At 52.5% G+C, this 26,938-nt stretch carries 15 protein-coding genes and 1 pseudogene; 4 read left to right on the forward strand and 12 right to left on the reverse strand.

Annotated elements, in window-relative coordinates; genetic code table 11:
• Nucleotides 1-12 precede the first annotated feature (12 nt).
• Nucleotides 13-1,623 (forward strand): arylsulfatase, encoded by a 1,611-nt coding sequence (locus SH580_RS05300; RefSeq protein WP_319833973.1) that lies wholly within the window; start codon nt 13-15, stop codon nt 1,621-1,623.
• A gap of 811 nt (nt 1,624-2,434) precedes the next feature.
• Here SH580_RS05300 and SH580_RS05305 read toward each other — a convergent pair.
• From SH580_RS05305 to SH580_RS05355, 10 genes and pseudogenes are all read right to left on the reverse strand, one after another.
• A complete protein-coding gene (locus SH580_RS05305; protein ID WP_319833974.1) occupies nt 2,435-3,415 on the reverse strand; it encodes a hypothetical protein in 981 nt (326 codons plus the stop codon).
• A gap of 53 nt (nt 3,416-3,468) precedes the next feature.
• Nucleotides 3,469-5,313, reverse strand: a complete 1,845-nt coding sequence (locus SH580_RS05310; RefSeq protein ID WP_319833975.1) for a sulfatase-like hydrolase/transferase — start codon at nt 5,311-5,313, stop codon at nt 3,469-3,471.
• Nucleotides 5,314-5,318: 5 nt separating this feature from the next.
• A complete protein-coding gene (locus SH580_RS05315) occupies nt 5,319-6,764 on the reverse strand; it encodes a sulfatase family protein (protein WP_319833976.1) in 1,446 nt (481 codons plus the stop codon).
• Between the two features lie 6 nt (nt 6,765-6,770).
• The gene (locus SH580_RS05320; RefSeq protein WP_319833977.1) at nt 6,771-8,603 is read right to left on the reverse strand and encodes a sulfatase; all 1,833 of its coding nucleotides are present in this window, start codon (nt 8,601-8,603) and stop codon (nt 6,771-6,773) included.
• Between the two features lie 17 nt (nt 8,604-8,620).
• Nucleotides 8,621-9,301: a type II secretion system protein gene (locus SH580_RS05325; RefSeq protein ID WP_319833978.1), complete on the reverse strand. Its 681-nt coding sequence runs from the start codon at nt 9,299-9,301 to the stop codon at nt 8,621-8,623.
• 92 nt (nt 9,302-9,393) lie between these two features.
• Nucleotides 9,394-11,222, reverse strand: a pseudogene (locus SH580_RS05330) (sulfatase).
• A 52-nt stretch (nt 11,223-11,274) separates the two neighbouring features.
• Entirely contained in the window at nt 11,275-13,590 is a 2,316-nt protein-coding gene (locus SH580_RS05340; RefSeq protein ID WP_319833981.1) for an alpha-L-rhamnosidase, read from the reverse strand.
• Between the two features lie 55 nt (nt 13,591-13,645).
• Nucleotides 13,646-14,407: a hypothetical protein gene (locus tag SH580_RS05345; RefSeq protein ID WP_319833982.1), complete on the reverse strand. Its 762-nt coding sequence runs from the start codon at nt 14,405-14,407 to the stop codon at nt 13,646-13,648.
• Between the two features lies 1 nt (nt 14,408).
• Nucleotides 14,409-15,521 carry a hypothetical protein gene (locus SH580_RS05350; protein ID WP_319833983.1) on the reverse strand — a complete coding sequence of 371 codons (1,113 nt, stop codon included), beginning with the start codon at nt 15,519-15,521 and terminating at the stop codon, nt 14,409-14,411.
• Complete coding sequence (locus SH580_RS05355; protein WP_319833984.1) at nt 15,410-18,004, reverse strand: hypothetical protein; 2,595 nt, start codon at nt 18,002-18,004, stop codon at nt 15,410-15,412. The genes SH580_RS05350 and SH580_RS05355 overlap by 112 nt, the downstream gene beginning before the upstream one ends.
• A 161-nt stretch (nt 18,005-18,165) precedes the next feature.
• Between SH580_RS05355 and SH580_RS05360 the strand changes: the two genes are divergently transcribed.
• From SH580_RS05360 to SH580_RS05370, 3 genes are all read left to right on the forward strand, one after another.
• Complete coding sequence (locus SH580_RS05360; RefSeq protein WP_319833985.1) at nt 18,166-20,298, forward strand: DUF5722 domain-containing protein; 2,133 nt, start codon at nt 18,166-18,168, stop codon at nt 20,296-20,298.
• A 438-nt stretch (nt 20,299-20,736) separates the two neighbouring features.
• Nucleotides 20,737-23,736, forward strand: coding sequence for a glycoside hydrolase family 3 C-terminal domain-containing protein (locus tag SH580_RS05365; protein ID WP_319833986.1), 3,000 nt, complete (start codon nt 20,737-20,739; stop codon nt 23,734-23,736).
• A gap of 46 nt (nt 23,737-23,782) precedes the next feature.
• A complete protein-coding gene (locus tag SH580_RS05370) occupies nt 23,783-25,669 on the forward strand; it encodes an alpha-L-rhamnosidase-related protein (protein ID WP_319833987.1) in 1,887 nt (628 codons plus the stop codon).
• A 517-nt stretch (nt 25,670-26,186) separates the two neighbouring features.
• Here the strand turns inward: SH580_RS05370 and SH580_RS05375 are convergent.
• Together SH580_RS05375 and SH580_RS05380 are read right to left on the reverse strand one after the other, a co-directional pair.
• Nucleotides 26,187-26,597 (reverse strand): SGNH/GDSL hydrolase family protein, encoded by a 411-nt coding sequence (locus SH580_RS05375; protein WP_319833988.1) that lies wholly within the window; start codon nt 26,595-26,597, stop codon nt 26,187-26,189.
• Nucleotides 26,578-26,913, reverse strand: a complete 336-nt coding sequence (locus SH580_RS05380) for an SGNH/GDSL hydrolase family protein (RefSeq protein WP_319833989.1) — start codon at nt 26,911-26,913, stop codon at nt 26,578-26,580. Before SH580_RS05380 ends, SH580_RS05375 begins: the two co-directional genes overlap by 20 nt.
• Between the last annotated feature and the right edge of the window lie 25 nt (nt 26,914-26,938).

Below are 26,938 nucleotides of genomic sequence, written 5' to 3' on the forward strand. Positions count from 1 at the left end.
AACATTAGACCCATGCCACAACGCCCCCATCGCCCCTTACGTTCACTCCTCGCCCTAGCGCTGGCGCTATTCCTAGGCAATGCGACCGCAACAGCGGCCACAGAGCAACCGGACATCATTTACATACTCGCCGATGACCTGGGCTATTCCGACTTAGGCTGCTACGGCAGCGAAATCAATACGCCCAACTTAGATCGGCTTGCACAAGAAGGCCTCCGTTTCAACCAATTTTACAACGCCTCTAAATGTGAACCTTCACGTGCCAACATCATGTCGGGCCACTACTGGCCCGTCACAGGGCTCGGCGTGCAACGAGGCGCGACGCTCGGCGAGGTCATGCGTCCGGCCGGATACGCAACCTTCGCTCTAGGCAAATGGCATCTCAATGGCAGCCCGATTGATCGCGGATTTGACCGTTTCTTCGGACACCTAAGCGGGGCCAGTGCCTTCTTCCCTCCGATCGACCAATCCTTTCGCTTAGATAAGACTCCGTTCAAGCCACAGACAAAGGACTTCTACGTAACCGACGCCGTAACCGACTACGCCATCGACTTTATCAAAGAATCCAAAGCCGCCCACCCCGACAAGCCCTACTTCATGTATCTCGCGTATAACGCGCCACACAATCCGCTACAGGCACCCCGCAAAGATATCGAACGCTACCGAGGCACCTACAAGGCTGGCTGGGACGCCATGCGCGCCCAACGCTTCGCGCGCATGCAAGCGCTCGGCATCATCGGCGATGAAGTCAAACTCTCCGCGCATCCAAGCAATCTGCCCGAATGGGAATCGCTCAGCCCCGCGCAACGAGAACTCGAAGACCTGCGCATGGCAGTTTACGCGGCCATGGTCGACCGTCTCGATCAGAACATCGGCCGCTTGCTGCAAAGTCTGAAAGAAGACGGACTGGATAAAAACCTACTCGTAATTTTCATGAGCGACAACGGCGGCTCGCCCTACGCCCGCACCGACGAGAACATGCTCGCCCAAGACAAGCTCCCAGGCGCCCCCGGCTCCAATTGGGAAATCGGCATGGGCTGGGCCAACGTAAGTAACACCCCCCTGCGCCTCTATAAACGCAATCAACACGAAGGCGGCATCAGCACGCCCTTCATCGCATGGTGGCCGAATCAGATCGCCCATTCGAATTCGATCGTCACGCAGCCCGCACACATCATCGATCTCATGCCGACCTTTCTCGAACTTGCAGGCAGCACCTACGCCGCAGCGGGCAAAGGCAAAGCCCTGCCAGAGCTCCCCGGTAAGAGTTTACTACCGATTTTCCAAGGAGAGCTCCGCGAGCCTCACGACGCCATCTACTTCCAGCTCTTTGATCATCGAGCGATTCGCGCAGGTGATTGGAAACTCACCGCAGTCGACGGCAAGGACTGGGAACTTTACAACATAGCTAACGACCGCAGCGAAACCGTGAACCTCAGCAGCTCCCATCCAGAACTAGTTCAGAAGCTATCAACGAACTGGGAGAACTGGTGGCTGAACGCCAAGGGGAAACCTTACGCCGAGTTCAAGAATCCCACGCCCCCTCAACACCTTCGCGACGACAGAGAAGGCGGCACGCCCTATGTGCCAACAGCCATGCCAGATCGACTGCGTGATCGCTAGGGAAAGTTACCAATCGTATCCTCGGTTCTCTGAACCGGGGCCGTAGCAGCGACGGACGATTCGCCGCTCAACTAGACGCACCCCAAAACAGAGTTTTGAGGCTACAATCGTATCCTCGGTTCTCTGAACCGGGGCCGGAGCAGCGGCTGACGATTCGCCACTCAAATAGACGCACCCAAAAACAGAGTTTTGAGGCTACAATCGTATCCTCGGTTCTCTGAACCGGGGCCGCAGCTGCGGCTGACGATTCGCCGCTCAACTAGACGCACCCCAAAACAGAGTTTTGAGGCTACAATCGTATCCTCGCTTCTCTTAACCGGGGCCATAGCAGCGGCTGACGATTCGCCGCTCAGCTAGACGCACCCCAAAACAGAGTTTTGAAGCTACAATCGTATCCTCGGTTCTCTGAACCGGGGCCGTAGCAGCGGCTGACGATTCACCGCTCCAACTAGACGCACTCCAAAACAGAGTTTTGAAGCTACAATCGTATCCTCGCTTCTCTGAACCGGGGCCGTAGCAGCGACGGACGATTCGCCGCTGAACTAGACGCACCCCAAAACAGAGTTTTAAGGCTACAATCGTATCCTCGGTTCTCTGAACCGGGGCCGCAACTGCGGCTGACGATTCGCCGCTCAACTAGACGCACCCCAAAACAGAGTTTTGAGGCTACAATCGTATCCTCGCTTCTCTGAACCAGGGCCGCAGGAAAAATAACAACACTAAGATTAAAAACACACCGCCCTCAAGCCGCAACATTGCGACGAACTGCTCACACGCGGTCTTCACAAGTGAAGCCCCTACCTGCAAAAAATCACTTAAACTTCACCGTCTCATAGAAGCGGATGTGATCGATCTCAAACGCCTGTTTTCGATTGGTCGGATCAAAGCGAAAGCTATTAATCATCCCAGAGTTCCAAGACGCATCCTCACGTAAATCGATCAAATAGGTATGAAAATATTCATCATCGACCAGATCGAATTCGATTTTACTGCTGCCTGAGTTCGCTGTTTCACTACGAAAGAAAACAGTTCCCACGCCTTGCTGAGGCTCCAGCACACGCATGCGAATTTCGATAAATTTATAGATCTTTGAATTTATGGCAGTCAAACCTGTCGCGGGTGTCAGTTGCAAAATCATCATGGAGTCGGAACTCACCGGCTTGCCATTAAACACGCCCCGATCAATGCCTGACACGATCTCTTTGCCATTCTCGCCGCCTAGATTGTTGCCGATAAAAAAGTTATTCAACCCACCACGCGTGGAACCAGTCTGATCGAATTCAAAGCCGAGCGTCCGACCACGATCTACGATAATGTAGTCGATACAATACTCGCCTGGCACATGCTCGCCATCTACAGGATCGAGGCGCAAGCCTTGCCCTAGTTGCGGATATTCCTCAAGCATCACTTGTCGCCCTGCCAGGGTGTTATTGATCGAGACCTTGCCCATCTTCCCTTCGCGCACTGGCATGGGGTAAACGCTGCCGCCCTTGTTCGGTTCGGAAAATGAATGCCGGATACGCACATGCGGATAGTTCGAAAAATCGATGCCACCTACATAGCCATCAAAGAACAACTGAGGGTCCGCCCGATCAGTAATGGAATATTTCGCAACACCATCCTGAGCCGAAACAAACCGCACTCCATTACGCTGCTCCGAGGAAGGATCGGACGGTGCACTAAAGTTTTCCAGTATCAGCGAATTTGCCTGTGGTGCATCAACGGTAACAACCGCAGCGAAGGCCGACGCGCACGTGCTCGCGATGAGGGTGCTTATAAACAGTTTTTTCATGCTAAATTACTCCGCCGTCGTTCTAAACCGCCACCAGTATGCGCCATCATTGATCACACCGACTGGCTTACCGCGACCTTAAATGCGCCCGGATCAACCAAAACGTAATACTGCGTATCGGGTTCGAGCGCAGGGATGTTATCAAAGCATAACGTGCGCTTCCCTTGGCTGGGATGCGAAGCATCGGGATCCATTTCCCACACAGGATTCTGCTCATCACTTACCTTGAACAAACGAAGGAACTTCCCCTTCGCCCCCCTTAAATCAATGGCTGCCGAAAAGCGCATTTCCAAGCGAGTCGTTCCCGGCGCAGTGAGCTTGGAATTTGCTGGAAACGTGGACACCAACTGTGGCGCAAACATCTGTAGACGATGCCACCCCCAGCCCGCTTGCTGTTGCCCCACGACACGACTATCCCTACCGCTCATCTCGATCTCGTGCGCATACGCTTGCCACTTGCTAGCCAGATCACTCGTCAACTTCGGCTGCGCCTCTGCGAGGTCGTGCTGCTCGGTGCGATCCTTGACTAGATCAAACAACTGCCACGGCCCGCCATAGAGCGACACCGCTTTCATATCATCTTCGATCCAAGCCCGCGATTGGTTAAACCAGAGAAAACGACTGGGCGCATCGAAAGCAGTTTGCTCAGTCAAGCCTTCCAAAAAGGAGCGTCCGGTGAGCGGCTTCAGCGAAGTGTCATTCTTTGGAAAATTCACGCCCGTTAACTCTAAGAGCGTGGGGTAAATATCAGTCACCGCGACCGGCGAACGATCGATCTGCCCCGTCCGCCCTTCGAGTCCGTTGGGCCAATGCGCAATCAGCGGCGCAGCGAGTGCGCCCTCATGGCAGGCATGTTTATAAAAATTGAACGGCGCATTCTTCACCCATGCCCAACCATTACTACTGGTCGGATTGTTGTGCGGTTTCCATGGGATCTGATCCGCATCCGTTCGTATCGAGCCGTTGTTATAATCCCCGCCATTATCGGACATAAACAGAATGAGAGTGTCGTCCAATTCGCCGGCCTCTTCGAGAAAAGCAATGAGTCGCCCGATCCCTTGATCCATTTCATCCACCACTGCGGCATAGGCGGCCATGCGGGCGTCTTCGACGACCTTACGCGCTTGGGGTAACTCATTCCAGCGTCGCACTTCCACGCCATGTGGCGCAGGCGTCCATGCAGGATCGACTAAGCCGAGCTCCAACTGCCGTTGATAGCGTGCCTCGCGCACCGCCTCGTAGCCATCCATGTAGCGGCCGATATATTTATCCACGGTCTCTTTACGCGCCTGCAAAGGATGATGCGGCGCATTGTAGGCAACATACATGAAAAACGGCACGTTGTCCTCCAGCGCTTCACCCATAAACTCGATACTGGAATCGGTGAAAGCCGTCGTCGCATCAAAGCCTGGCTTAAAGTCGCGAAACTGTGTTTGCCCCGTATACCAATCATTACTGCCGACAAAACAATCAGTCAGCCCGCCTAGAAAACCGAAGAAGCGATCAAACATCTTACGATCTCTGGGGTCACGAGCTCCCGCGTGCCACTTGCCCGCCATCATCGTTCGGTAACCGCCACGCTGTAGCAGCGACGGCAAGGGTAGCACATTCTTATAGCTTCCGTTGCCCGCAGCAGGATACGACATCCCCGCCATCAGCGCCACGCGCGTGGTGGAACACATCGGGGTCACTCGAAACTGCGAATAACGAACCCCCTGATTCGCGAGGCGGTCGAGGTTCGGTGTCTCAATCTCGCCACCATAGGCGCCCAAATCGGAGTAGCCTAAATCATCGGCTAGAATCACGATCACATTCGGCTGCGTCGTGGCCGCGAAAAGTGCGCCCGCATAAAAGACACTTCCCAGTGCCAGCGATGCGAAAACTTGTTTACAGTTCAAAAGCATTAGTGCGCGTCCGGTTGTTCAGGGATTTCTAACGGACTCTTTTCAATATCATTCGTGGCCGCGCGCCATGTATTCATCACCGCACGCATGCGCTGTAACACTGCTTGACGCTCGGGATTGTTGGCCAAGTCATGCACGCCCCATTTATCTTCATCGATTTTATAAAGCTGCTCGGGCTGTCTTGGCTTATCAAAAAGTGTTAGATACGCATACTCATCGGGGTGACTCTCTTTCGCGGCAATGATCGCATCGTAAGCATGGTTGCCCCAAACTTCGACACCGCGAAGATCATCGGGCAAACGCTGCGATTTGTCAGGATCGACATTCAAAATGTAATACCAGTTGCCATCAGTCACCACACGTTGCGGGTAGAATTCGCGCGGATCGGGACCGTGAGAATTGTGCTCGGCAAACACATACTCGCGCCCTTCGATACTGTCGCCCCCACTGAGGATCGGCCGCAAGGATTCCCCCTGCATGACTTCAGGAATTTCAATGCCACAATAATCAAGAATCGTGGGCGCATAATCGATTTGTGAAACGGGCGAGTTATTCGTCTGTCCTTTGACCACGCCAGGCCCCACCACCGCGAGCGGAATACGTGTTCCAGTAGGATACGCGGATGCTTTGGCGTAGTGAATCGGCATGCCTTGGTCGGAGGTGAAGATGACGAAGGTCTCCTCACGAATACCCGCGTCATCCAAGGCCTGAAGGATCGCACCGACGCATGCATCGGCAATTTCTACGCAGGCGTAATACTCCTGCATGTCACGACGCACGCCCGGTGTGTCGGGCAAGAACGACGGAACTTCGATACTGTTCGCCGCAGGCAGTTTCTGATTAGGATTGGAATTTAAGTGAACGCGATATGGCCGGTGTGGCGCTGCAACATTGGCATGGATAAAAAACGGACGATCGCCGGCCTGCTCAATGAAGTCTCCCATCACTTTGTGAAAACGCTTGGGCTCGGACTGCACTGGATCGCGTGCGTCATAAGGATAACGCCATGCCGGGCTCAAGTGGAGCTTCTGTGTGATTGCGGTGAAGTAGCCGTTGGCCCGAAAGACCTCGGGGAGTGTCGCCACGTCACGACCAATCCCAACCGTGTCTACGATGTGTGTCTCACGGGAAAATGCTTTATCGGGAAGATTCAACGGCGGCGTATGCACATTGCGCCAGTTGCCGTTACTGTGCGGCCACATGCCTGTTAGGATCGCAGTGCGCGAGGGCGAGCAGGACGCCGAAGCGGCAAATGCATTGTAGAAATACACGCCTTCTTTAGCGAATGCATCGATGTTTGGCGTCTCAATGCCAGGTGTGCCCAGCATTGAAAGATCGGGGCTCATATCGTCCGCCAGAATGAGAACGACATTCGGTTGTTTTGCGGCAGAGACCGACTGCAAGAGGCAGGTCGCGGCCAAGAGTAGACATGCTTTCTTCAACATAAATAATTACTTCCAAGTGTGTAACACCTGCCCGTTCGAACCGAGCAGACGTATGTTTTTGAGTTCGATCACGCCCGCTCCTTGCGAAGGATCTAAACGTATTGAGTTCAATTTTCCGGTGAACGGTAGCTTGATCGCGTAGTCGTGCCAGGCACCATCTTGCTGCACTGCAAAACTGACCGAATGATTGCCTTTAAAGCCTTTTACTGTGGGCGAAGTCCAAAAGACTTGTCCCTGTCCACTCGATTTGGAACGCATCGTAAAGGAGAACGTGACGGGACCACTCACATGATGAAAGTCGTGACTACCGATCCGTGGATCACGTCCACTGCTATCGATGCGGAGCACTCCATTTTCGGCTGCGATCTCAACATCGCCGATCACGTTCCAGCCCATCACAGGCTTGCTCGCAAAGGTCGGATTTTTGATCGGCACCAGCACCTCGGCTTCTTGTAAATAGGCCTCAATAGTCGCGTCCAACTGCGAAACTTTTTCCGGCATACTGTCGGCAAGATTATTCGTCTCACCGATATCCGTTTTCAAGTTATAGAGCTCATATCGGTGCGCTTGATTTTCGCCGTCGTAGTAAAAGCGATACAACTTATAGTCACCAACGCGCACACTAGTGTTGGGCAAATTATCCGTGGCCGGCACATAGTGTGGGAAGTGGGAGATGAAGGGACCGCGATCAAAGGATTCCCCCGCAATGGCTGCACTAAAGTCGATGCCATCTTTGTGATACTCCGGATGCTGCGGCAAACCTGCCATCTTCAAAATCGTAGGATACAAATCGGCAGAGCACACGATTGAATCGGTCGTGGTGCCTGGATGTGATACGCGTGCCCACGAAACAATCAAGGGAACGCGCACCCCACCCTCGTAGTTATTCCCCTTACCACTTTTCAGCGGAAAGTTGTTGGTCGGTGTGGTGCCGTCGACCTCGTTATACATGTTGCCGCCATTGTCGGAGGTGAAAATAATAATGGTGTCGTCGCGCAGGCCCATACGATCGAGCTCCTGCAACAGACGTTCGATATTTTGATCCATTGCCTCAATCATCGCCCCCATCGTCGGTGAGCGTTGCGGGTAGTCAGGGTCAACCAATTGCTCATACTTGTCCACCAAGGCAGGCTTCGCTTGAAACGGTGCATGCACATCGTAAAACCATAGGTTGAGCAGGAAAGGACCGCTGCGATTGGCTTTGATAAACTTCAACGCTTCATCGGTGATCGCATCGGAGATATGCGTGCCTTTCGGGTAGTCGGGAATCGTCTCCACTTTCCATGGCGCAAAGAAGCCTCCCGGAGGCGGTGGGCCCGGATGATGACGCCCACCAATCACTACATCAAAGCCCTGATTCTCTGGAATGTAAGGAGCGGAACCGACATGCCACTTACCCATAAACGCTGTGCGGTAACCCGCCTCCTGCAAGAGCTCTGCATAGGTGACGTATTCATTGGGCAAGCGAGAGCGCGATTGAGGAATGATAGCCGGCTTATCAACAGTGGCCGCAGTCCCTTGCTTCGGATCTAAGATCGCCTGCTGAATATGTCCCGACGCGGCCGTGAAACGCAAACGCGCCGGCGACTGTCCGGTCAAAATACTGGCACGCGTCGGCGAACACAGGGGATTCGACGAATAGGCATCCGTAAACAACACCCCTTCCCGCGCCAAACGATCGATGCCTGGAGTTTGATAAAACTCACTCTTATAGGCGGAGCTATCGCGCCAGCCCAAATCATCCGCAACAATCAGAATGATATTAGGCTGTTTTGCAGCCGCGGTAAGGACGACAACGCTAAGCGATGCCCCCCACAGTAGGGACTTAAAAATAGACATAGAAAGTTAAAGCGGGATTAATATTCGGAAGGGTCGAAAAGACGTTTGCGAAACTCCAGGTCGTAAACTTTTTCGCGGCTGAGCAACTCGGTGTGACCGTCGGCAAACACCACGCCCACCTCGCCATTGTTTAAACGAGGCTCCGGTATATTCGTCGGATTCGATCCTTTGGCGAAATCGCCCTGAATATACCAAGATGCATTTCCAGTATTCTCCGCATAGGCGGTGCAGACTACTAGTGTCTTGGCTGGATTGACTAAACCATGGACATTGAATCCCGAGGTCGAACGATCCGTATTGTTCGGATTCGCATCCAGAAAAATATAGGTGCTACCACCATAGTCACTGATGCCGTGACTCTTTTGCGCCGTCGGATCATCAAACATCGGATGCTTGCCCGACTCCGAGCGATCCCACTCTAAGATCTCCTCTTCCAAAGCTTGAGCCCAAAAATACGGCGACGTGCTATCCGGATCGCTCAGCTTGCGATTCAGCAAAGGAAAAATGCCATTATTCTGATTCGTAAACAGCGCCACCGCGTTCCCTATCTGCCTGAGGTTGGACACACTTTTCGAACTATTAGCCCGATCCCTGACGGCCCCCACGGCGGGGATCAAGATCGCCGCTAAAATCGCAATTATCGCGATCACAGTTAATAATTCAATCAGGGTAAAAGCAGTTTGGGGTCGTTTTTTCATAATGAGGTATGCAATAAGAAACCTTTCTTATGAACTTTTGTCAACTCGCAATGCATGAGTTTTTATCAGATCTTTTGCGTCTAATTCACGAACTACAGATGGCTCTCGCTCAGTTGCACCGCACTAATATGGCTGCGGCCTGGTTGCTCCATATCGAGCAACAGTGTAATGGGCCCACGCTCGTAAGCACGCCCGATCGGCACTACGACGCACCCTTGCGTGAGATCGGGATTCACAGTGATGGGCGCCCCGTAAAGTGGTCCATCGCCAAGGCCTACTGTGGCAGAGATCACACAATTTGACATCAACTGAAATTCCAACTGGTCGCCCGTAGCGCCCGCCGCTGGATAGTAGCGTAGCACCACTCGATCGGCATTGGAGGTAATCGTCGCCTTGCTTGCATCTGGGCCGCCGATAAAATAACCACCGGATTGCATCACAAACCCAGCTTGCTTCATCTCTGGGTCGTAGTTCGGGTTCTTACGAGGCAGCAATGTCTCAGTTTCGGCCAAATGCGCTTCCAACCAATTGTTCAATCGCTCGGCGACTTCTACATGCTCCAAAGCCAAGTTCTGCGTTTCGCCTGAATCGATCGACAGATCATACAGCTCCAGTAAGTCCTCCTGATCGGCCCCGAGGTTAAAGAAACGTAGCAACTTCCATTTGCCATCACGCACCCACGCATTCGCAAGGTTGCCCGTGGCCAGCACGGTGTGCCCAAACATACTAGTCACAGGCGGACGCTCCATCAACTCACCGGAAAAGGCGGGGCGCAAACTCACGCCATCGAGCACCGCAGCTTCGGGCGTCTCCAACTGAGCAACATCGAGCAAGGTCGGAAAAAAATCATAGCTGATCGCAATGGTATCGGTCCAATCACCCGCAGGCACTTGGCCTGGCCATTTCACAATCAGCGGCACACGTGAGCCGCCTTCGTAGTTGTTGCCCTTCCCCGCTTTCAACGGATAATTGTTGGTCGGATTCTCGCCCTCGGGACGGTCATACATGTTGCCTCCGTTATCGGAGGAGAAGATCACAATCGTGTTTTCATCTAAGCCTAAGCGTTTCAGTGCTTCGGTGACTTTGCCCACGTTCTGATCCATCGTCTCGACCATGGCTCCCATGATCGCAGATTTTTGATACTGCGCCTGTGCCGCGAGTGGACGGTATTTCTCAATGAGTTCGGGCTTCCCTTGGAAAGGCGCGTGCACGTTGAAAAACCAGAGCGCGAGAAAGAAAGGTTCGTCTTGCTTGGACTCGATAAAATCGACCGCCGCATCGCCGATCACATCATCCGCATTAGGATGCCCTTCGACCGCAGGCATATTCGTCTCTGCGGTATCCCAAGGACCAAAAAATCCCGGAGGCGGCGGGCCGGGGAAACCACGTCCACCCACAACATGATCGAAGCCAAAGTTTTCAGGAATATAGGGATCGTAGCCCAGATGCCATTTTCCCATGAAGGCGGTCGCGTAGCCGGCATCTTGCAACAATTTAGAAATGGTAATCGAATCAAGTGGAATCCGGTTATTGGTTTCCGGCTCCGTCATCGGCAAACCAGGCGCGGCGCTCGCACGCTCCGCAGCATCGAGTTTCACCTCAGGCACGTGTCCCACGGGCGTGGTCAACCGCAAGCGCCCCACCGTTTGCCCCGTAAGAATACTGGCACGGGTCGGCGTGCAGAGCGACTGGATGCATAGGCATTTGAAAAGCTCAAGCCTTCCGCCGCCAAGGCGTCGACCGCAGGGGTTTGATAGAGCTCGCTGCCATAACAGCCGAGGTCGCGCCAACCAAGATCGTCGACGATGATCATCACGACATTTGGACGTTCTGGCTCAGCTTGTGACGCAGAAGCGAGCAGTGAACCAACAGTCGCCAGACAGATCGCAGGGGCGTAGAATAGAGTTTTTAAAACAGACATAGTTATTGAAATTTGGAGAGCCCGATTGCGGGCGAAATAAGCCTTTGAGAATTTAAAGATGTGCGAGCGGGCAGTTCTCGATTTCTACGCGATGCTTGCCGGCCAGCAGACGAAAGGCGTTGCGCTGATCAGGATGCTTTAAGCGGCTCGGCACTGATTTACCATTGAGCTTCACCTTCGACCAAGGCGTCGCAGGCAGCACCACCAGCCCTTCCCCACTTGCCGGAACTGTCAGGTCCCAGTGTAAGTTCTTTCGCTTGATCGTCCATTTTGAGCGATAGGTGCCAACGCGCGTTTTCAAGACACAGGACGCGCGCTTTAAATCAGGGCTCGGCTGAGCCGACAAAATTGCGCGTGCATAGCCTGGCGCCTCCGGGCACGGCGCGATGCCGCCCACTGTTTGATACAGCCACTCGCCGATCGCACCGTAGGCATAGTGATTGAATGAATTCATTTCCACCGGACCAAAGCCATCTTCACGCGTCCAACTATTCCAACGCTCCCACATCGTGGTCGCGCCGTTCTTGATCGGATACAACCAACTCGGATAACTCTCCTGCAGCAGCAACTTGTAGGCAACATCACTTCGGCCAATCTTAGACAACACTGGATTGAGCAATGGCGTGCCAAGAAAGCCAGTCGACAAATGCCACTCACGCGCTTCGATCTTTTCCACCAGACGTGCGCCCGCGGCCTCGATCAAATGCTCGGGCACGAGGTCAAAAGCTAAAGCCATCAAATAACTGGTCTGGGTATCTCCCAATACCAATCCTTCGGCGGTGATAAAGCGCTGCTGAAAAGCTGCGGTGATCCGCGCCGCCAATTGACCATAGCGCTTCGCTGCTGCAGTTCGGCCCAGCGCGTCAGCCATACGCGCCATAAGTTGCGCATCTCTGGCAAAATATGCGGTGCCAATCAAATCCTTCGGCGTCGGCCCCCATTGCGGCTTTACCGCATCGACCGCCAACCAATCACCATAAACGGTTTCTGGCTGAATATAGTGTTTCGCCCGGTCTTTAAGAAAGCGTAAATACCGCTCCATCGCCTGCCAGTTTTCTGCAAGAATCGTAGTCGCTCCAGTGTGCAGCCAGACTGCATGTGGCACGATGATGCCCGCGTCGCCCCAGCCGGCATTACCATGCCAACCGAGAATGTCTGGAGCCACGTCGGGAAACGCTCCGTCTTCTCGCTGACCATCGCGCATGGCATCCATCCACTGACGGTAGAAGCCCTCGCACTCATAATTAAAGCAGGCTGTATCGACAAACACTTGCGCATCCCCCGACCAGCCGAGTCGCTCGTCGCGTTGTGGACAGTCAGTCGGTGCTTCTAAAAAGTTTCCGCGTTGCCCCCAGCGAATACAGTCCTGCAACTGATTCACCATCGCATTGGATGTCTGAAACGTCCCCAACGGGGCCAAATCATTATGCAGCACACAGGCTTCCAAATCTGCAGCACTCAAGTCCGACTCGACTCCTTCGATCTGCACATAGCGGAAACCATGAAAGGTGAAATGCGGCTGATAGCTTTCTTCCTCGGCTCCCTGGCAAATATAGCAATCCGTAGCCCCCGCATCGCGCAAATTCTCTAAATACAGCGAGCCGTCTTCGTTTAGCATCTCAGCGAATTTCAAAATTACTTTTTGTCCTGCACGCGTATCCTTTAACTGGATACGAACGACACCGACTAGGTTTTGCCCAAAGTCGGCGATCCAGCCTGACGACTCTTTGCGCAGATCCACCACAGGCAATATCTCCGTCACCCGCACCGGCGGACAGGCTTTCTCCGTCAATTCGATCTGCGGCGTCTCCACACTCACGACTGACTTCCAACCACGCTCCGTGCTGGAACTCGATGCCCAATCTGGCATCGCCTTACGCGCATCATAGGTCTCCCCGTGATACAGCGAATTTTTCACGACAGGTCCACGACGCACTTTCCAAGTGGCATCACTCCCGATCACTTGCTGTGTTCCGTCGGCAAAGGTGAGCTGCAATTCTGCGACAAACATGGTCTGCGGCGCATGGCTAGCTTCATGCCCCTTGGGGCCAAAAGCGGCACCCGCCCAGCCATCTGCCAATACAATACCTAGGCAATTCTCACCGACTTCAAGCTGCTCGGTCACCTCGTAACGGCACACATAAGCGCGCTTGCGATAGTCACTCCAGCCGGGCGTAAAATAGTCGTCATTGACACGTGCGCCATTGATCCACGGCTCCACAATGCCGAGCGCTGAAAAGCGCAAGACCGCCTTCGTCACTCCGGAAGGAAGCTGGAACTTGGTGCGAAAATAAGATGCAGATGTTGCTGTCGATTCGCTCGATAAGGGCGAAGCCAGCCAAACAGATTTGTCACTGAATGAAGTCATGTAGGTCGTTTAAAAGTTGCGGAAATTTAGAGAAGAAGCGCGCCAAAGCACGGGATCACTTGGCCGACATCACGCGGATCTCTGGCCCTTTATCGTAGTGACTCACGACACGAAAGGGACTTTCTCCGCCCGCCGGAGAGCGCGAGGCATAGCCGATAAATAGAATACGCATTCCTCCGCGAAAGGGGTGCCGCTTGGAGTAGATCATCTTAGCCTCGTCCTCATACATCGCCCCTATTTTAAAATTAAAATAGGTCTTCTCTTTGGATTCGAACGTAGTGACTACTTCGCCGCCGGGGTTGATGGCCGCTCGTTCGTCGTTGAGCAAAACCACCAGATTAGCGGGGGTAAAATTGACAAAACGCACGCTGCCCAGTGGCTGGCCCTTCAGGCTCAGATCAATCGGAAAGGCTAAATACTCATCACCACGCTTCTGCATGCAGATGACGGCATCTTTCGTCGCTGACTTAAACTCACAAGATCCCGCGGGCAGATAAACCACCTCCCCTTCCGCATCCAATCCTTTGCGATAAAACGTGAGCGGGCTGGATCCAGAATAATAATGCGTGCGACTTAATCCCTCCGCCACCGTTTGAATCCTGCGATAACCACCGGCTCCATATTTGATGAACAAGTCCTCTTTACCTATGAACGGAGCCAGCACCTTGAAGCCCAAATCATCGGGACTCAACATACTTGGGAAATCCGAGTAATTGATGGAGGACATCTCTGCCGCCTTCATCTTCTCATTAGCCGATGCGACTGAAACGGCGCAGACAGTGAGGAGTCCGAGTAAGAATAATCTTCGTAAATTCATATTAAATAACATCTGCTTCATTCAACCAACGGATTGAGAGGATTCGAAAAGAGCGTCCAAAATCCCCCGAAGGAGCCACTACGGAATCCCCGACTGCCACCGGATCCGCCACGCGTTGCACCACAGCTTCGCACCAAACTTTGGATTCCACGTTGCCTGATATCCCGGAAAGCGATTCCCCATAGGCACGAATCGTAAAGGTATCACCCCGCACTGTTAGGATCGGCGCTAAGGCCGAAAGGAGATCTCCCTGCGTCAAGAAGCCGGGCACTCCAAACATACGCGAGCCTCCCAAGCCACCGGGCATGCCTGTTTCATGCTCGGGGTAGATTGAATTGACCGGCACCCCGTCAGGATAATTGAGCGCTAAGGCTGCGAGGCCACCCTGATAGTATGCTTCGTTGAGCACTCCTTGCCCTAAAATGGACAGCTTATCGATGGCCGCTTGCAACGTGCCCTTCAGCCCGAGGTAGTCGCCCTCCACAGTCGTTGAATTCCCTACCAAACGACGATTCACGAAATCCGCCAAAGATAGAAACGGACCGCGACGCTTCACCTCTTCGACAATCGCTTCAGCCAACAAATCGATTTCGTTCGCGGTTAAAGAGCGCACCGCAGACCACGCTTCTGGAGCGGAGGGATCGACTGCAGCACCTTCGGGCAACAAGGGATACAGTTTTGAGGTCAACGCGGAGTTTTGTAAGGAGTGACTCGCACTACCATCGGCGGCGAGCACGCTCTCTCCGAGATACGAAGCGAGCAACATACGCCACGCATTGACTGAGGTGGAGTTGACGTTGAAACCGCCTTCAATCGCAATACTGGCAGCGGATTGCGCAAATGCAGTCGGTGAATTTCGCAGATCCGCAGCACTCGCAAAGCTGCCATCCGCATTTGCAACTAAACGATTACGGGTGTTCGGTAAAATCAGATCTGCGGTTGGATTGAACGCACCCGTTTGCGGAATCGTCGACAGATAAAAACGATCAAAGAGAGACTCATTTAAAAGATAAGACAGGTCCGTGTATACCGTGCCCCCTTGTGTGGCTTTAATGTTATTGCGATGGACGTGGGTGTGCGCCTCCGAGTTACCCACAGTGAATGTGGCTGCCAATAGAACTGGCTGAAGTTCACATTCTTGAGAAAGCCGATTGAAAAGAGATCCGTTTCCGCACGCACGCTATCATAGAGCGGATAGACGGTGCCTTGGCTAAAATTATTACTATTCTCGTAAAGCCCGAATCCACCAGGTCGGTCATAACCATCGGCCACGATTCCAGCATACGATATATCCTCTGGAATTTCCGAAGGAAACGGTGGACCACTGAACCAATTATCCGTCGGAATCGCATCGGCATAAATACGCCCCGAGCCCAGATTACTCACCAGCGGGTCTGCCGTGCTCACTTCATTCACCGCGAAATTGTGCCGCGCCATCATGCGCGCTTTATTGCCCGCCAAAGGACTTCCCATCGGACTAATAAAATAGCCATGCCCACGATGTGCCACCGCTTCGAACGGGTTGATGTTTTTATAGTAATCGAGGCTACGATAAGAAACAGGACGATCCAGCGGGCTCCAACTATTACCACTGTTGCCCTCAGTATCAATGTGCTCCCAATCGATTTGAGTTTCGGCATAACTAGGCCCCGTCAGGTCCAAGTCCTGCAAGAGCTTCACATCCCCCGAACTCGAATAGTGATATAACTTCGAGGATAAACTTGGCTCCCGATTGCCATCGGGCGCGTTTGTTAAGGTATCTCTGAAGTAGATGGTCGTTTGCAGGGTATCGTTGCTACCAGTTGTCGGCACGGGATCGCCTGCCTGATTCGGCAATGGCGTCAGAAAAGAGCCCGAAGGTAAGTAGAAGAATCCGAGCGGCCCTTCGTCGACATTCACTAACAAATTATGATTATTAAAATCAGAGGAAACGTCCTCGACTTCCGTGTCCACGTATTCGCCATTAGGATGCTTATCTGCGCCGGTGAAGTAGAGCGTTTCCCCAGGCGCAAACCCTTGATTATCGATTACGAAAGTGAAGTAAGGATACCCATCCTCCGCATCGCGTTCGAGCGCCCAACTTCCCCCACCGCCAAGGTTCATATGAGCAAATGTATTGTTCGCAGGCTGTGCGGGCAGGTTGCCCTGATAACCGAAAGGCTCTTGCCCTGGGGTGATATTCACCGCCGCATAGCTTCTTGGGTTGTCCACGCCATCGTCGGAGAGGTCGGCATCGATCTGCGTATTTAAAGTCGTGAAGGCCCTCACTTGCACGATGTATTTGGCAGGCGCAATTGGCACGTTGTGTGGATTCCACAAAACAAATTTCGGGTAAACCAAATAGACCGGCATAATACTCCCTCCCGGCATGATCTCATACGAAACGCCAAAATACAGTGCGGTTCTTAAAATCGCAGGATGCAGACCACTCGCATCGGGTGCCTGCGCGCGCGGCTCCGATGGAGTCCCTTGATCCAGTCCAGAAATTCTCATGCCGCGGGTATACCAAGATTTCAACAAACCAAATTGTGGTAATTTCAAATCGCTGTGATCCATTTGAAACGCTGGCACACTCAGCTGACCGCGATAATTCAAATCGGTCGCACTGCCACGAACGATAAAGTCCGAGTCATTCAGGCCACTCAAATCTGAGCCTAGATAAACGCTGAGATCTTCCTTCAAGCGCCCTTGCGTGACATCGACTGGAATACTCTGCGCGGCCGTGGTAAAATCATCGCGGTTATCACGGGTCCATGTCTCCCAACTTGGATCCAAGAATTGCAAACTATCTGCACTAGAGATACGTGCCATTTTTGATTTCTGCAAAGGATCCGCGACATCAAATGAAGACAATGCAGCAATCACCGATGGGTTCGACTGATGCGGCGTCATCAACGACCAACGTGGATCGAAGGGCTGACCATTCAAAACGGCATCGTCTTTAGTCACATTGATCCGAAACTTGGCATTCTCATCCGCGACCCACCACGCATAACGTCCCTCCACCGAATCGCTCTTATTCGAAATATCCAATTTCCCGGCCCGCACATCCGCCTCCGCGTCTGTGTTATCTCTATAACGCGCCAGCGTGATCACTTGAGACGCATCTCCACCATTGAGCGCCACCACATCGGTCGTCGCAGGATTCACTCCAGCGTCACTGAGATCCGTGCGTGCAGAGACGAACCAGTTGACCCGATCCGCCGCTGATTGATCTGTCGACCAGGCACGTAAGGTCTCCAAAGCCTGGGCCTCACTTCCCGGTTGAACGCTCGGATACGCTGCTAGCCAATAAGGATTCAAAACACCCTCGGTCTCTAAGGTATCCGGCGCACTATCCAAGAGATCCGCGCGCGCCGTCACCCGTTGATCTGGCCCCATTCCGCGCTGCAACTCCCCCACCGCCACATAGACCCCGAGCAATGCGTTTTGCTGCGCTTTCATCCGGCTGATTGCCGTGCCCGAAGCACTCGTCTCCACACGGACAAGCGTTGTAATCGAAAGCAGCAGTAGTAGCACAAATGCCATCAGCGACAGCGCTAGAACAAGCGCAAATCCAGCTGTAGGCGCAGATTGGTTTTGGGATATTTTCAGCACAAGATGTCTATAGGGGGTAAGTAGGTAGCGTATGACATCACATCTCAGTGATGTTGACAAAACATTATATAAGAATCCTTTCTTGTAAAGTCTCTATATTTCTATTTTCATCCATCTACATTAGCAGAAATGCCTAATTTGACTACTCTACCACATCTCCAATGAATAAGCGCTCCTACCTCAGCATCTTCTTAATCGTAGCATTTCACTGCCTCAACGCAGCAAGCCCACTCACAATCGACCTATCGAAAAACGTCGACGTGACTGTGGAGCGCACCGCCGACAAGGCACTGCAAATCACAACCACTGGCGACGACCCACAGATTGTGCTGTCTTCCAAGAGTTCGACAACAACCTCCGACGACAGTCATATCCTCGCCTTCGAATACTTTTGCCCCGACGGAGTCGACTTCCTTGAGGTCTTCTATTCCAAAAGCTTAAATAACCCCAACTGGAGCCAAAGCCGTCAACTCGAAGGCGGCGCGTTGCCCAAAGCCGAAGCATGGCAGCCCTACTCCATTGATCTAAAAACTGGCACCAAAGGTAAATGGACAGCCAAAGACAGTGTCATTCGCATCGACATCGGCCGCAGACCGGGCACGCAAATACAATTGCGCAATCTACTGCTGCGCGCACCCACCCAAGCAGAGCAAATGAACGCCGCCGAGGCCGAAGCCATTCAAGCAAAAAAGCTAGCCACCGCCAAATCCATCGAAGCCTACCTCCACAAAGGAAATTGGCCCGAGCGCATCGCGAATATTTCCGTTCAGAGCCAGCAGATCGTCATTTCAGGCACGATTCAGAATTCGTCGCACAGCTCCATCCACTTAGTCGAATATCTTCCGCATGAAGATCCGTGGAATACGACTCACGGCACGATCCTAAGTACGGACACTCTCAATGGCGACTACGAGGTCCACCTCCCCCGCTTTCAGGCTGATGGCCGCGACCGCATCGCCAATCGCTATGCACTCGCACAAGCGCATCCAAACGGCGAAACCACGACACTGCTCAGCCCAGCCATGTGGCCCACCGACCTGAGCTCTGCCGCCGAACGCGACATCCCGCGCCTCAGACCTGCCAACAAAAAAGGTCTCGGCGGTATCACTTATAAACAAGGCATTTACCATGACGATCTCGGCGATCTGGGCATTACCGCATCCACCGTCAACATCGAGCTCGGCAACCTGATCAACCTCGGCCCGAAATCAAAAATCATCGAATACACACACCAAGGTAAGCTCTGGAAATTCAACGCCGCTGCCGTCCACGAGCACGACAAAAACATTCGTCAGCTCACCGAAATGGGCATCGTCACCAGCGCCATCTTACTCGTCGGTAAAAATGCCGAGGCTCTCGTGCACCCCGACTACAATAGCGCCGGCATCTACTCGATGGCCGATGTCACTACACAAGCAGGCAGCGACCTTTATCGAGCCGTCGTCTCTTTCCTAGCCGATCGCTACAGCCGCCCCGACAAAGAGCATGGCTGGATCACCCACTGGATCGTCTTCAACGAAGTCGATTATGGCTGGATCTGGACCAACATGGGCGAGACTCCAATGGCCACCTACATGGACACCTACGAGAAGGCCATGCGCCTCACCTACGTCGAGGCCCGTCGCTTCAATCCCACGGCAGAAGTCTTCATCTCGCTAACTCATCACTGGAACTACAGCCCCGCAGACAAATTCAAAGCCTACCCACCCCGCGCGTTACTAGACCGCTTGGCAGACTACTCCAAAGTCAGCGGCGATTACCAATGGGCGATCGCCTATCATCCCTATCCGCAAAGCCTATTAAAACCACGCACCTGGGAAGATACCAAGGCAACTAACTACTTCGACTCCCCAATGATTACCCCTAAGAATATTGAGGTTCTCGACGCCTACCTCAGCCAAGACCGCTTTCTTTATAAGAAAAAAAAGCGCACCATCGTTCTGTCAGAACAAGGCTACCACACGCCCGACTACAGTCAGAAATCAATGAAGGACAAGGCCGCCGCGATCGCTTACACATGGGCAAAAATCATGCCCCTCGATTCTATCGAAAGTTTTCACTACCACCGCTGGGTCGACCACCCAATGGAAGGCGGACTCAAAGTCGGACTCCGCACACTGCCCAGCAAAGAACACCCCTTTGGCATCCGCAAGGAACCCGCCTTCAGTGTTTACTCCGCACTCGAAACACCCGCAGAAGCCAGCACCACCGCCCCCTTCAAATCCGTAATAGGCATTGAAGATTGGACCGAAGTGCAAGTCTCGAAAGACACGATCAAAGCCAATCAATACTAAACTGACCGTATTCGTTAAAGGCCAGCATCCTGTCCTTAAACGCCTCCATCCAACTATAGCTAGATCGTGTATACTGGAGGCCCTCATGTTGCGCGAGATAGTCCATAGCAGCCTACGTTTCCCACGCGGACCTGAATACATGCCATATTTAAGACAAATCATATACGAATGAAGTTCAACTCACTTACCCTCGCTAAAGCACATAAACATACAATGCAGACTTTAAAAACTACGCATTCTACCATATACGCACTAGCTGCAAGCGTAGCCCTGACCTGTTTTGGAGATTACAATCCACCAAGCACTATCGAGCCGCTACGTCCTAAAGGCTGGGAGAACATGCAACTCGAACAGTAGGCACGCTGGCTAATCGATCAGATGACGCTGGAGGAAAAGGTTGCGCAACTAAACATCCAACCACTAGTAGGGCTCCCTGGGATGGGCTCCCGCTCGCAGCGCTGGAACGAGCGACTCGGAATCGGCCCCTTTATGGCCACCAACGGCCCACGCGGTCCGCGGCCCTCCGGATGGCGTCCGCCGAATCGTGTAGAGAGCGAGGAAAACCGTTTGAATGGCAACCATGGCCCCGTCTCTCCGACCGCCCTAACAATTGCTTCGTCATGGGACAAGAATGTGATGTTTGAAGCAGGCAAACAATGGGCACATCTGACAAAAGAATACGGCCTCAACGCAATCTGGGGCCCCGGAGTCAACATCATCAAGGACAACCGCGCTGGACGAAATTCTGAATACGCAAGCGAAGACCCTTTCCTAACTGGCTACCAAGGTGTACACATTACCCACGGGCTACAATCGGAAGGTGTAATTGCCAATGCAAAGCACTTTGTCGGGAATAACTGGGAAGCAGGTCGCCAATCGCATAATGTCACGATCCCAACGCGTCCACTGCGAGAACTCTACCTGCCCGCTTTTCGAATGTGCGTAAAAGAAGGTGATGTCTGGAGTATCATGGCTGGCTATAACCAGTTAAACAACGAATGGATGAGCTCCAGTAAAACACTGCTATTGGATATAGCCCGTAATGAGTGGGGCTTCAAAGGCTTCTTTGTGTCGGACTGGGGTGCCTATTTCGACCCAGCCCAGGCGATCAAAAATGGGCTCAATGCAGAATTGCCAGGCAATCGCAGAATGACACAAATTGCCATCGAATTAGCACTGAAGAGTGGTTCCCTAACGATGGCAGACATTGATGCCCGCTTGATGGAAAGCACAATGCTAAAGCTCAAAAACTTGTCCTATTTCGGAGATGAAACTCCTTCAGGCTACCACTTCCCGGACTTTCAAAAAATGATGTTCCGAGCCGGCACCGAAGGCGCTGTGCTACTCAAAAATGAAGGCTCGACCCTTCCACTAAAGAAAGGTCAAAAAGTCGCGTTAATCGGTCCTTTTTCTGATAATCGCGATCTAACTGTCGGGAATCAAGGGAGCAGCACTGTTTACGATAGCTATGGCATCACGCTCGCGGACTCTTTCCGAGCCCGCGGTATCGACTTCACGGTGTCAGAAGGCTGTAATGGAGCTTATTGGAATGAATGGCCACAGTTCGCCTACGACTTCCCTTGCAAAATTGAGTTCTTTAACGGCCTCGAACTGGAAGGTCCCGTCATCCACTCGGTCGAAGCGGATAAGCTAGACATTTCAAACATAGTTCCTGGACCGGCTGCTTACTCCACCGAAGGAATCAACGGCAAAGCATTCCTTACCAACGGACGTGAACGTGTCAAAATCGGCTCTATCGAAAATGCCAAGGAGGGCTGGACGATTACCTGCTGGTTGAAGTGGGACGAGCAGTTCTTAAATCCGAACGCCGCGCTCATGCATCTTTGGGCAAACGATAATAACTACGCCGATGTGCGCAGTAGTGGCTTGATGGTTCGTCAAGGCGAGCATTCAGCGCTCAATACTAAAAATTGGGACGACATGAACCGCAAATGGACTCCAGTTGCTTTGGTTTCGGATGGTGAGACCCTGCAGCTCTATCGTAACGGTGAGCCACTCGCTAGTGTTGAACTCAGTGAGCCAATAACTGATTTTAATTACTACATTGGTGGTGCTCGTGTCGGCGGCGCTCGCTCGCTGGCAATCGTGGTAGACGATCTACGGACCTGGAATCAAGCTCTCTCGCACGAACAAATTGCTCAGATTGCGACGCGCGTCTTCGACAGCGCAGCAGCGGCAGATCGCGTCTATGATTTTGAAGATCCAAGAGAGTTTGCCAAAGTCAAGGATGGCATCCCCGGACTGAAGAATATGTTCCAAGCAAGCGTGCGGGCGACTGGTCAAATCGACATCCCGCAAGCAGGCAAGTATATGTTCAAGGTGAACACGCATTGCGCAGTCAGCATTCGAATCAATGGTCACGAAATTTATCGTCAGTGGGACGAGCAGGCTGGCGAAGGCACCGAAAAAGTATTCTGGCACACCTTCGAGAAGGCAGGCGTGCAGGATGTAATCGTTGAGGCGGCAACCAAAGGCGGGCGTTTTGTCGGTCGACTTGCAGTCTCCTATGCGCCCCCTCCTCCAGAGGGGACCGACCTCTTCAAAGCGGCACGTGTCAATGCCGCGGCAGCTGATGTCGCTGTTGTCTGCGTAGGCGTCGGGCAACGATTTAATATTGGAGACGACCTAAAAAGTGAAGATCCTGCCACAAGGGGCCGTCGTATTTCAATACAGGGTGAGAACTCGGACCGCTCGCAATACGAATTGCCCTCATGGCAGGCGGAGTTGATTCAAGAAGTGGTTAAGGCGAATCCGCACACCGTCGTTGTGCTCTTCACTGCTGGCGGCGTGGAAATGAACAGCTGGGAAGCGCAGACACCTGCCATCATGGAGGTGTTTCACCCCGGATCAGAGGGCGGCAATATCATATCCGCCCTCCTCTACGGCGATGTCAACCCATCGGGCAAGCTGACGATCTCCTGGCCCTACAGAGCTAAAGATCTCCCTTACAACGGATCGAACGGACACTATCGAGATACCGTCAATGAGTTTGGTTACCGCTACTTTGATGCCAACAATATCAATGTGCGCTACCCCTTTGGATTCGGATTGAGCTACACCACCTTTGACTATCAGGACCTCAGAGTGAAACAATCCTCCGACCCTTTGTATCCGTATATCGCTACAGTCTCGATCAAAAATACCGTTACTGTCACAGGTAAGGAGGTCGTCCAAATTTACGCATCCGACCTCGAATCCAGTATTGAACAGCCAGTCAAGGAGCTGGCTGGATTTGCCAAGCTAGATCTCCACCCCGGCGAAGTTAAAACGGTCGACATCCCACTGCACTGGACAGCCTTCTCCTTTTTTGATGTCGCCTCCAATAGATGGATTCAGGAACCGGGCACTCACAAGATAACCGCTGCACGGTCAGCAACACAGCCAGAAAAAGAAGTTGTGATCAAAGTAAACAATTAAGGCCGTAAAACTTTAAATGATGCAGCCCCGAACAATTCTAAAAGGCATGCGTTACCATACTCAGTTACTAAAGCCTTCGAAGCTTTTTCACCCCCCTGCTGTTGCCCTCATACTGGGCTACTCTCTACTGCTGCCAAATGAGATGTTCGCGAGCTCGGCGCACTTGGTCGAAGAGTCGCCCGTCGAGATAGTTCTGTCGGACAATGGCACTATTCTGGTCGATTTTGGCAAAGTCTCATTTGGAAACATCGAACTTCGACCTGCACCCGGCAAAGAGGGAAGGATTACAGTGCATTTCGGTGAAGACTTCAAGGATGGAGGTGTCAATCGCAAGCCGCCCGGGTCGGTTCGCTATAAGGCGGCAACTGTCGAATTGAATGGGCAAACGTCCATCGTCGTCGCCCCCGAAGCTGATAAACGCAATACAAAGACAATGCCTCCACCACATGCGACTGCGATTCTAACACCCGAAGAATGGGGCGTGATCCTTCCTTTCCGATGGGTCGAGATCGAAGGATGGCCCGCAGCCTTCAGCAGTGACTCGATCGTGCGACGGTCCGCGTTCTCGAAGAATTGGGATGACTTCGCTGCGGACTTCATCTCGTCCAACGATTTGCTCAACCAAATTTGGGAACTGTGCAAGTATTCAATCAAAGCAACGACTTTCGCGAGTGTTTATGTGGATGGCGATCGTGAACGCACTCCCTACGAGGCAGATGCCTATCTAAATCAATTGAGCCATTATTATGTAGATCACGATAAACAAATGGCGCGTGACACCTTCGATCATTTCTTTACCCACCCCACATGGCCGACTGAATGGGCTTCACATTTGGTTTTTATGCTGCACGCGGATTACATGGAGACTGGCGACCAACAGTGGCTAGAAGAGAACTATGAGAGAACGAAGAGCAAGCTACTGTTGGAGCGACGTGGAGAGGATAACCTGATCCACAGTGTTCGCGGACAAATGCGTCCCGATCTAGTGGATTGGCCCCCTTCCGAACGTGATGAGTTCGTTTTTACTGAGCGAAATACTGTGATCAATGCCTTTCACTTACGCTCGTTGAAACTTATGGAATTCTTGGCCAAGGCACAGGGTAAAACCGCAGAAGCGGCAGAATACACGGCACTCTACGCAAATGGCTTAGCGGCCTTTCAAGCTGCTTTCTTCGACGAAGAAAAAGGCATCTATTTAGACGGGGTGCACACCGAACACAGTTCTTCGCACGCAAATTTCTTTCCACTCGCCTTCGGCCTAGTTCCAGAAGAACACCAACAGTCTGTTTCAGATTGGGTCGCAAACCGCGGCATGCGCTGCTCCGTCTATGCGGCTCAGTATTTCATTGAAGCATTGTTCGAATACGGAAATGCACAGGCAGCCTTTGATATAATGTTGGCGGATAATGACCGTAGCTGGAAACACATGGTCAACACCGGAACTACCATTTCCTACGAGGCCTGGGATCAAAAGTACAAGCCGAATCAAGACTGGAATCATGCTTGGGGTGCGGCACCCGCCAACCTCATCCCTCGCTTTATTCTGGGAGTTCATTCTATGGAACCGGGCTTTGTTAAGGCACGGATTCGACCCTACTCGGTATCACCTTTGAATCGAGCGATGGGTAAAGTTCCAACTCCACTTGGCCCAGTCGAAGTCCGCGTGCGCAATACGCCTGAAATGCCGTTCGCGCTCTCAGTCTACATTCCGCAAGGAATGACCGCGCAAGTCGAAGTGCCACTCCCCGGTGGAGCGGGGGGTATTCGATACAATGGAAAAGCGACCAAGAGCCAGAAAGTCGATGATTTCGCTGTGGTCGAAATTGGCGAAGGTATCCATCATTTAGAAACGATCCGAATGGTTCAAAAAATCATTACCGCACCGAAGCCATCCACAAGCACGACACACACATCCGCACTAGGCACCAACTAGGAACTAATAAGCCCTCACCTTTTTGATACGGGCTTTAAGGTGGCTAGCCAATCACTACTGAAAAAGCGAACTGAATTCTAGCTTCCCAGATATCGTCCGTATTCGTCAACTTCTTCCAGTATTGAGCTGGTATAATATCCATGTCTTCAATGAGCTTCAGCACCCAAGTAACTTTCTGCGCCTGCTTGTCCGTGAGGCAATCAATAAACTCCTCAACAGGACTACTGCCATCCGCTCACCTGAATAACTGAACTTCTTTCATTTCCCCTAAAAGTTAACACGCCAGTTAACTTTGTAAAAATTCAGAAATAGTAAATATTACTCGCGAAAGCTATCAAGATAGAATGACATCCTAGCTAGCCAACCTGACTAAGAAATGGTCATTTGCGCCTTCAAGGCGCACTTACGAAAAAAAAGACTTCAAACTGACTTGCGCAGCGAAGACGCTGCTGCGCTACCGATCATTTTTTAATTAGTATTCATTCGGCCCTCTCGGCCAGTGATGCTATTAGACCTTTTACTCTTTCGCGACCAATGCCGCCATCGCAGTCGCGCCGGTTTCTGTGAAATGTGTGCGGTCCATCGAACCGGGGCGATCGGCGTGATCGACAAAATTCGGCGTAAAGGCTTCCGAGCCTGCCTCCCCCAAATCGGTGTAAAGTTGTCCGCTAAGTTCGTGTAAATCGATCAGCTTGACACCTTCGGCCTCGGCCACGGCATACATCCCATCCCGATACGGGGAAAGCTCAGTCGTCAACTGGCCCTCCTTAAAGGTGCGCCGGCGCACAGGCGTGACCAGAATCGGTTCGATATCGGCGGCCTGTGCTTCCTGAATGAAACGAACCAGATTGTCTCGATAATCCGTCGCGGCATCGGTCGATTCCGGCCGCCCTTTGGCGTGTGAATCATTATGCCCAAACTGAATCAAAAGATAATTCGCATTCGATTCCAGAACACGGTATCCACAGCCAGTCCGGATACGTTTTGGTACTCAGTCCTCCACGCGCCGCATTGAAGATTTCAACATGCTCAGGAAGAAATTTCGGAAGCATTTGCCCCCAGCCCCGCAGCTTAGCCTCCGCCGGATACTCACACACGGTGGAATCGCCAATCAGCGCAATTTTGATCGGTGCATCCGTCGACAGACTGTTAGCGCAGCCGACATGAAGCAGCCCACAAAGCAAACTGCCCATCAGCAATAAAAACCAAGAACCTGTCATTCGATGGAGTAAGGAAGTCATCATAATCAGTCCAATACTCTAGGCATCC

This window comes from Coraliomargarita algicola, from assembly GCF_033878955.1.
Classification (GTDB): domain Bacteria; phylum Verrucomicrobiota; class Verrucomicrobiia; order Opitutales; family Coraliomargaritaceae; genus Thalassobacterium; species Thalassobacterium algicola.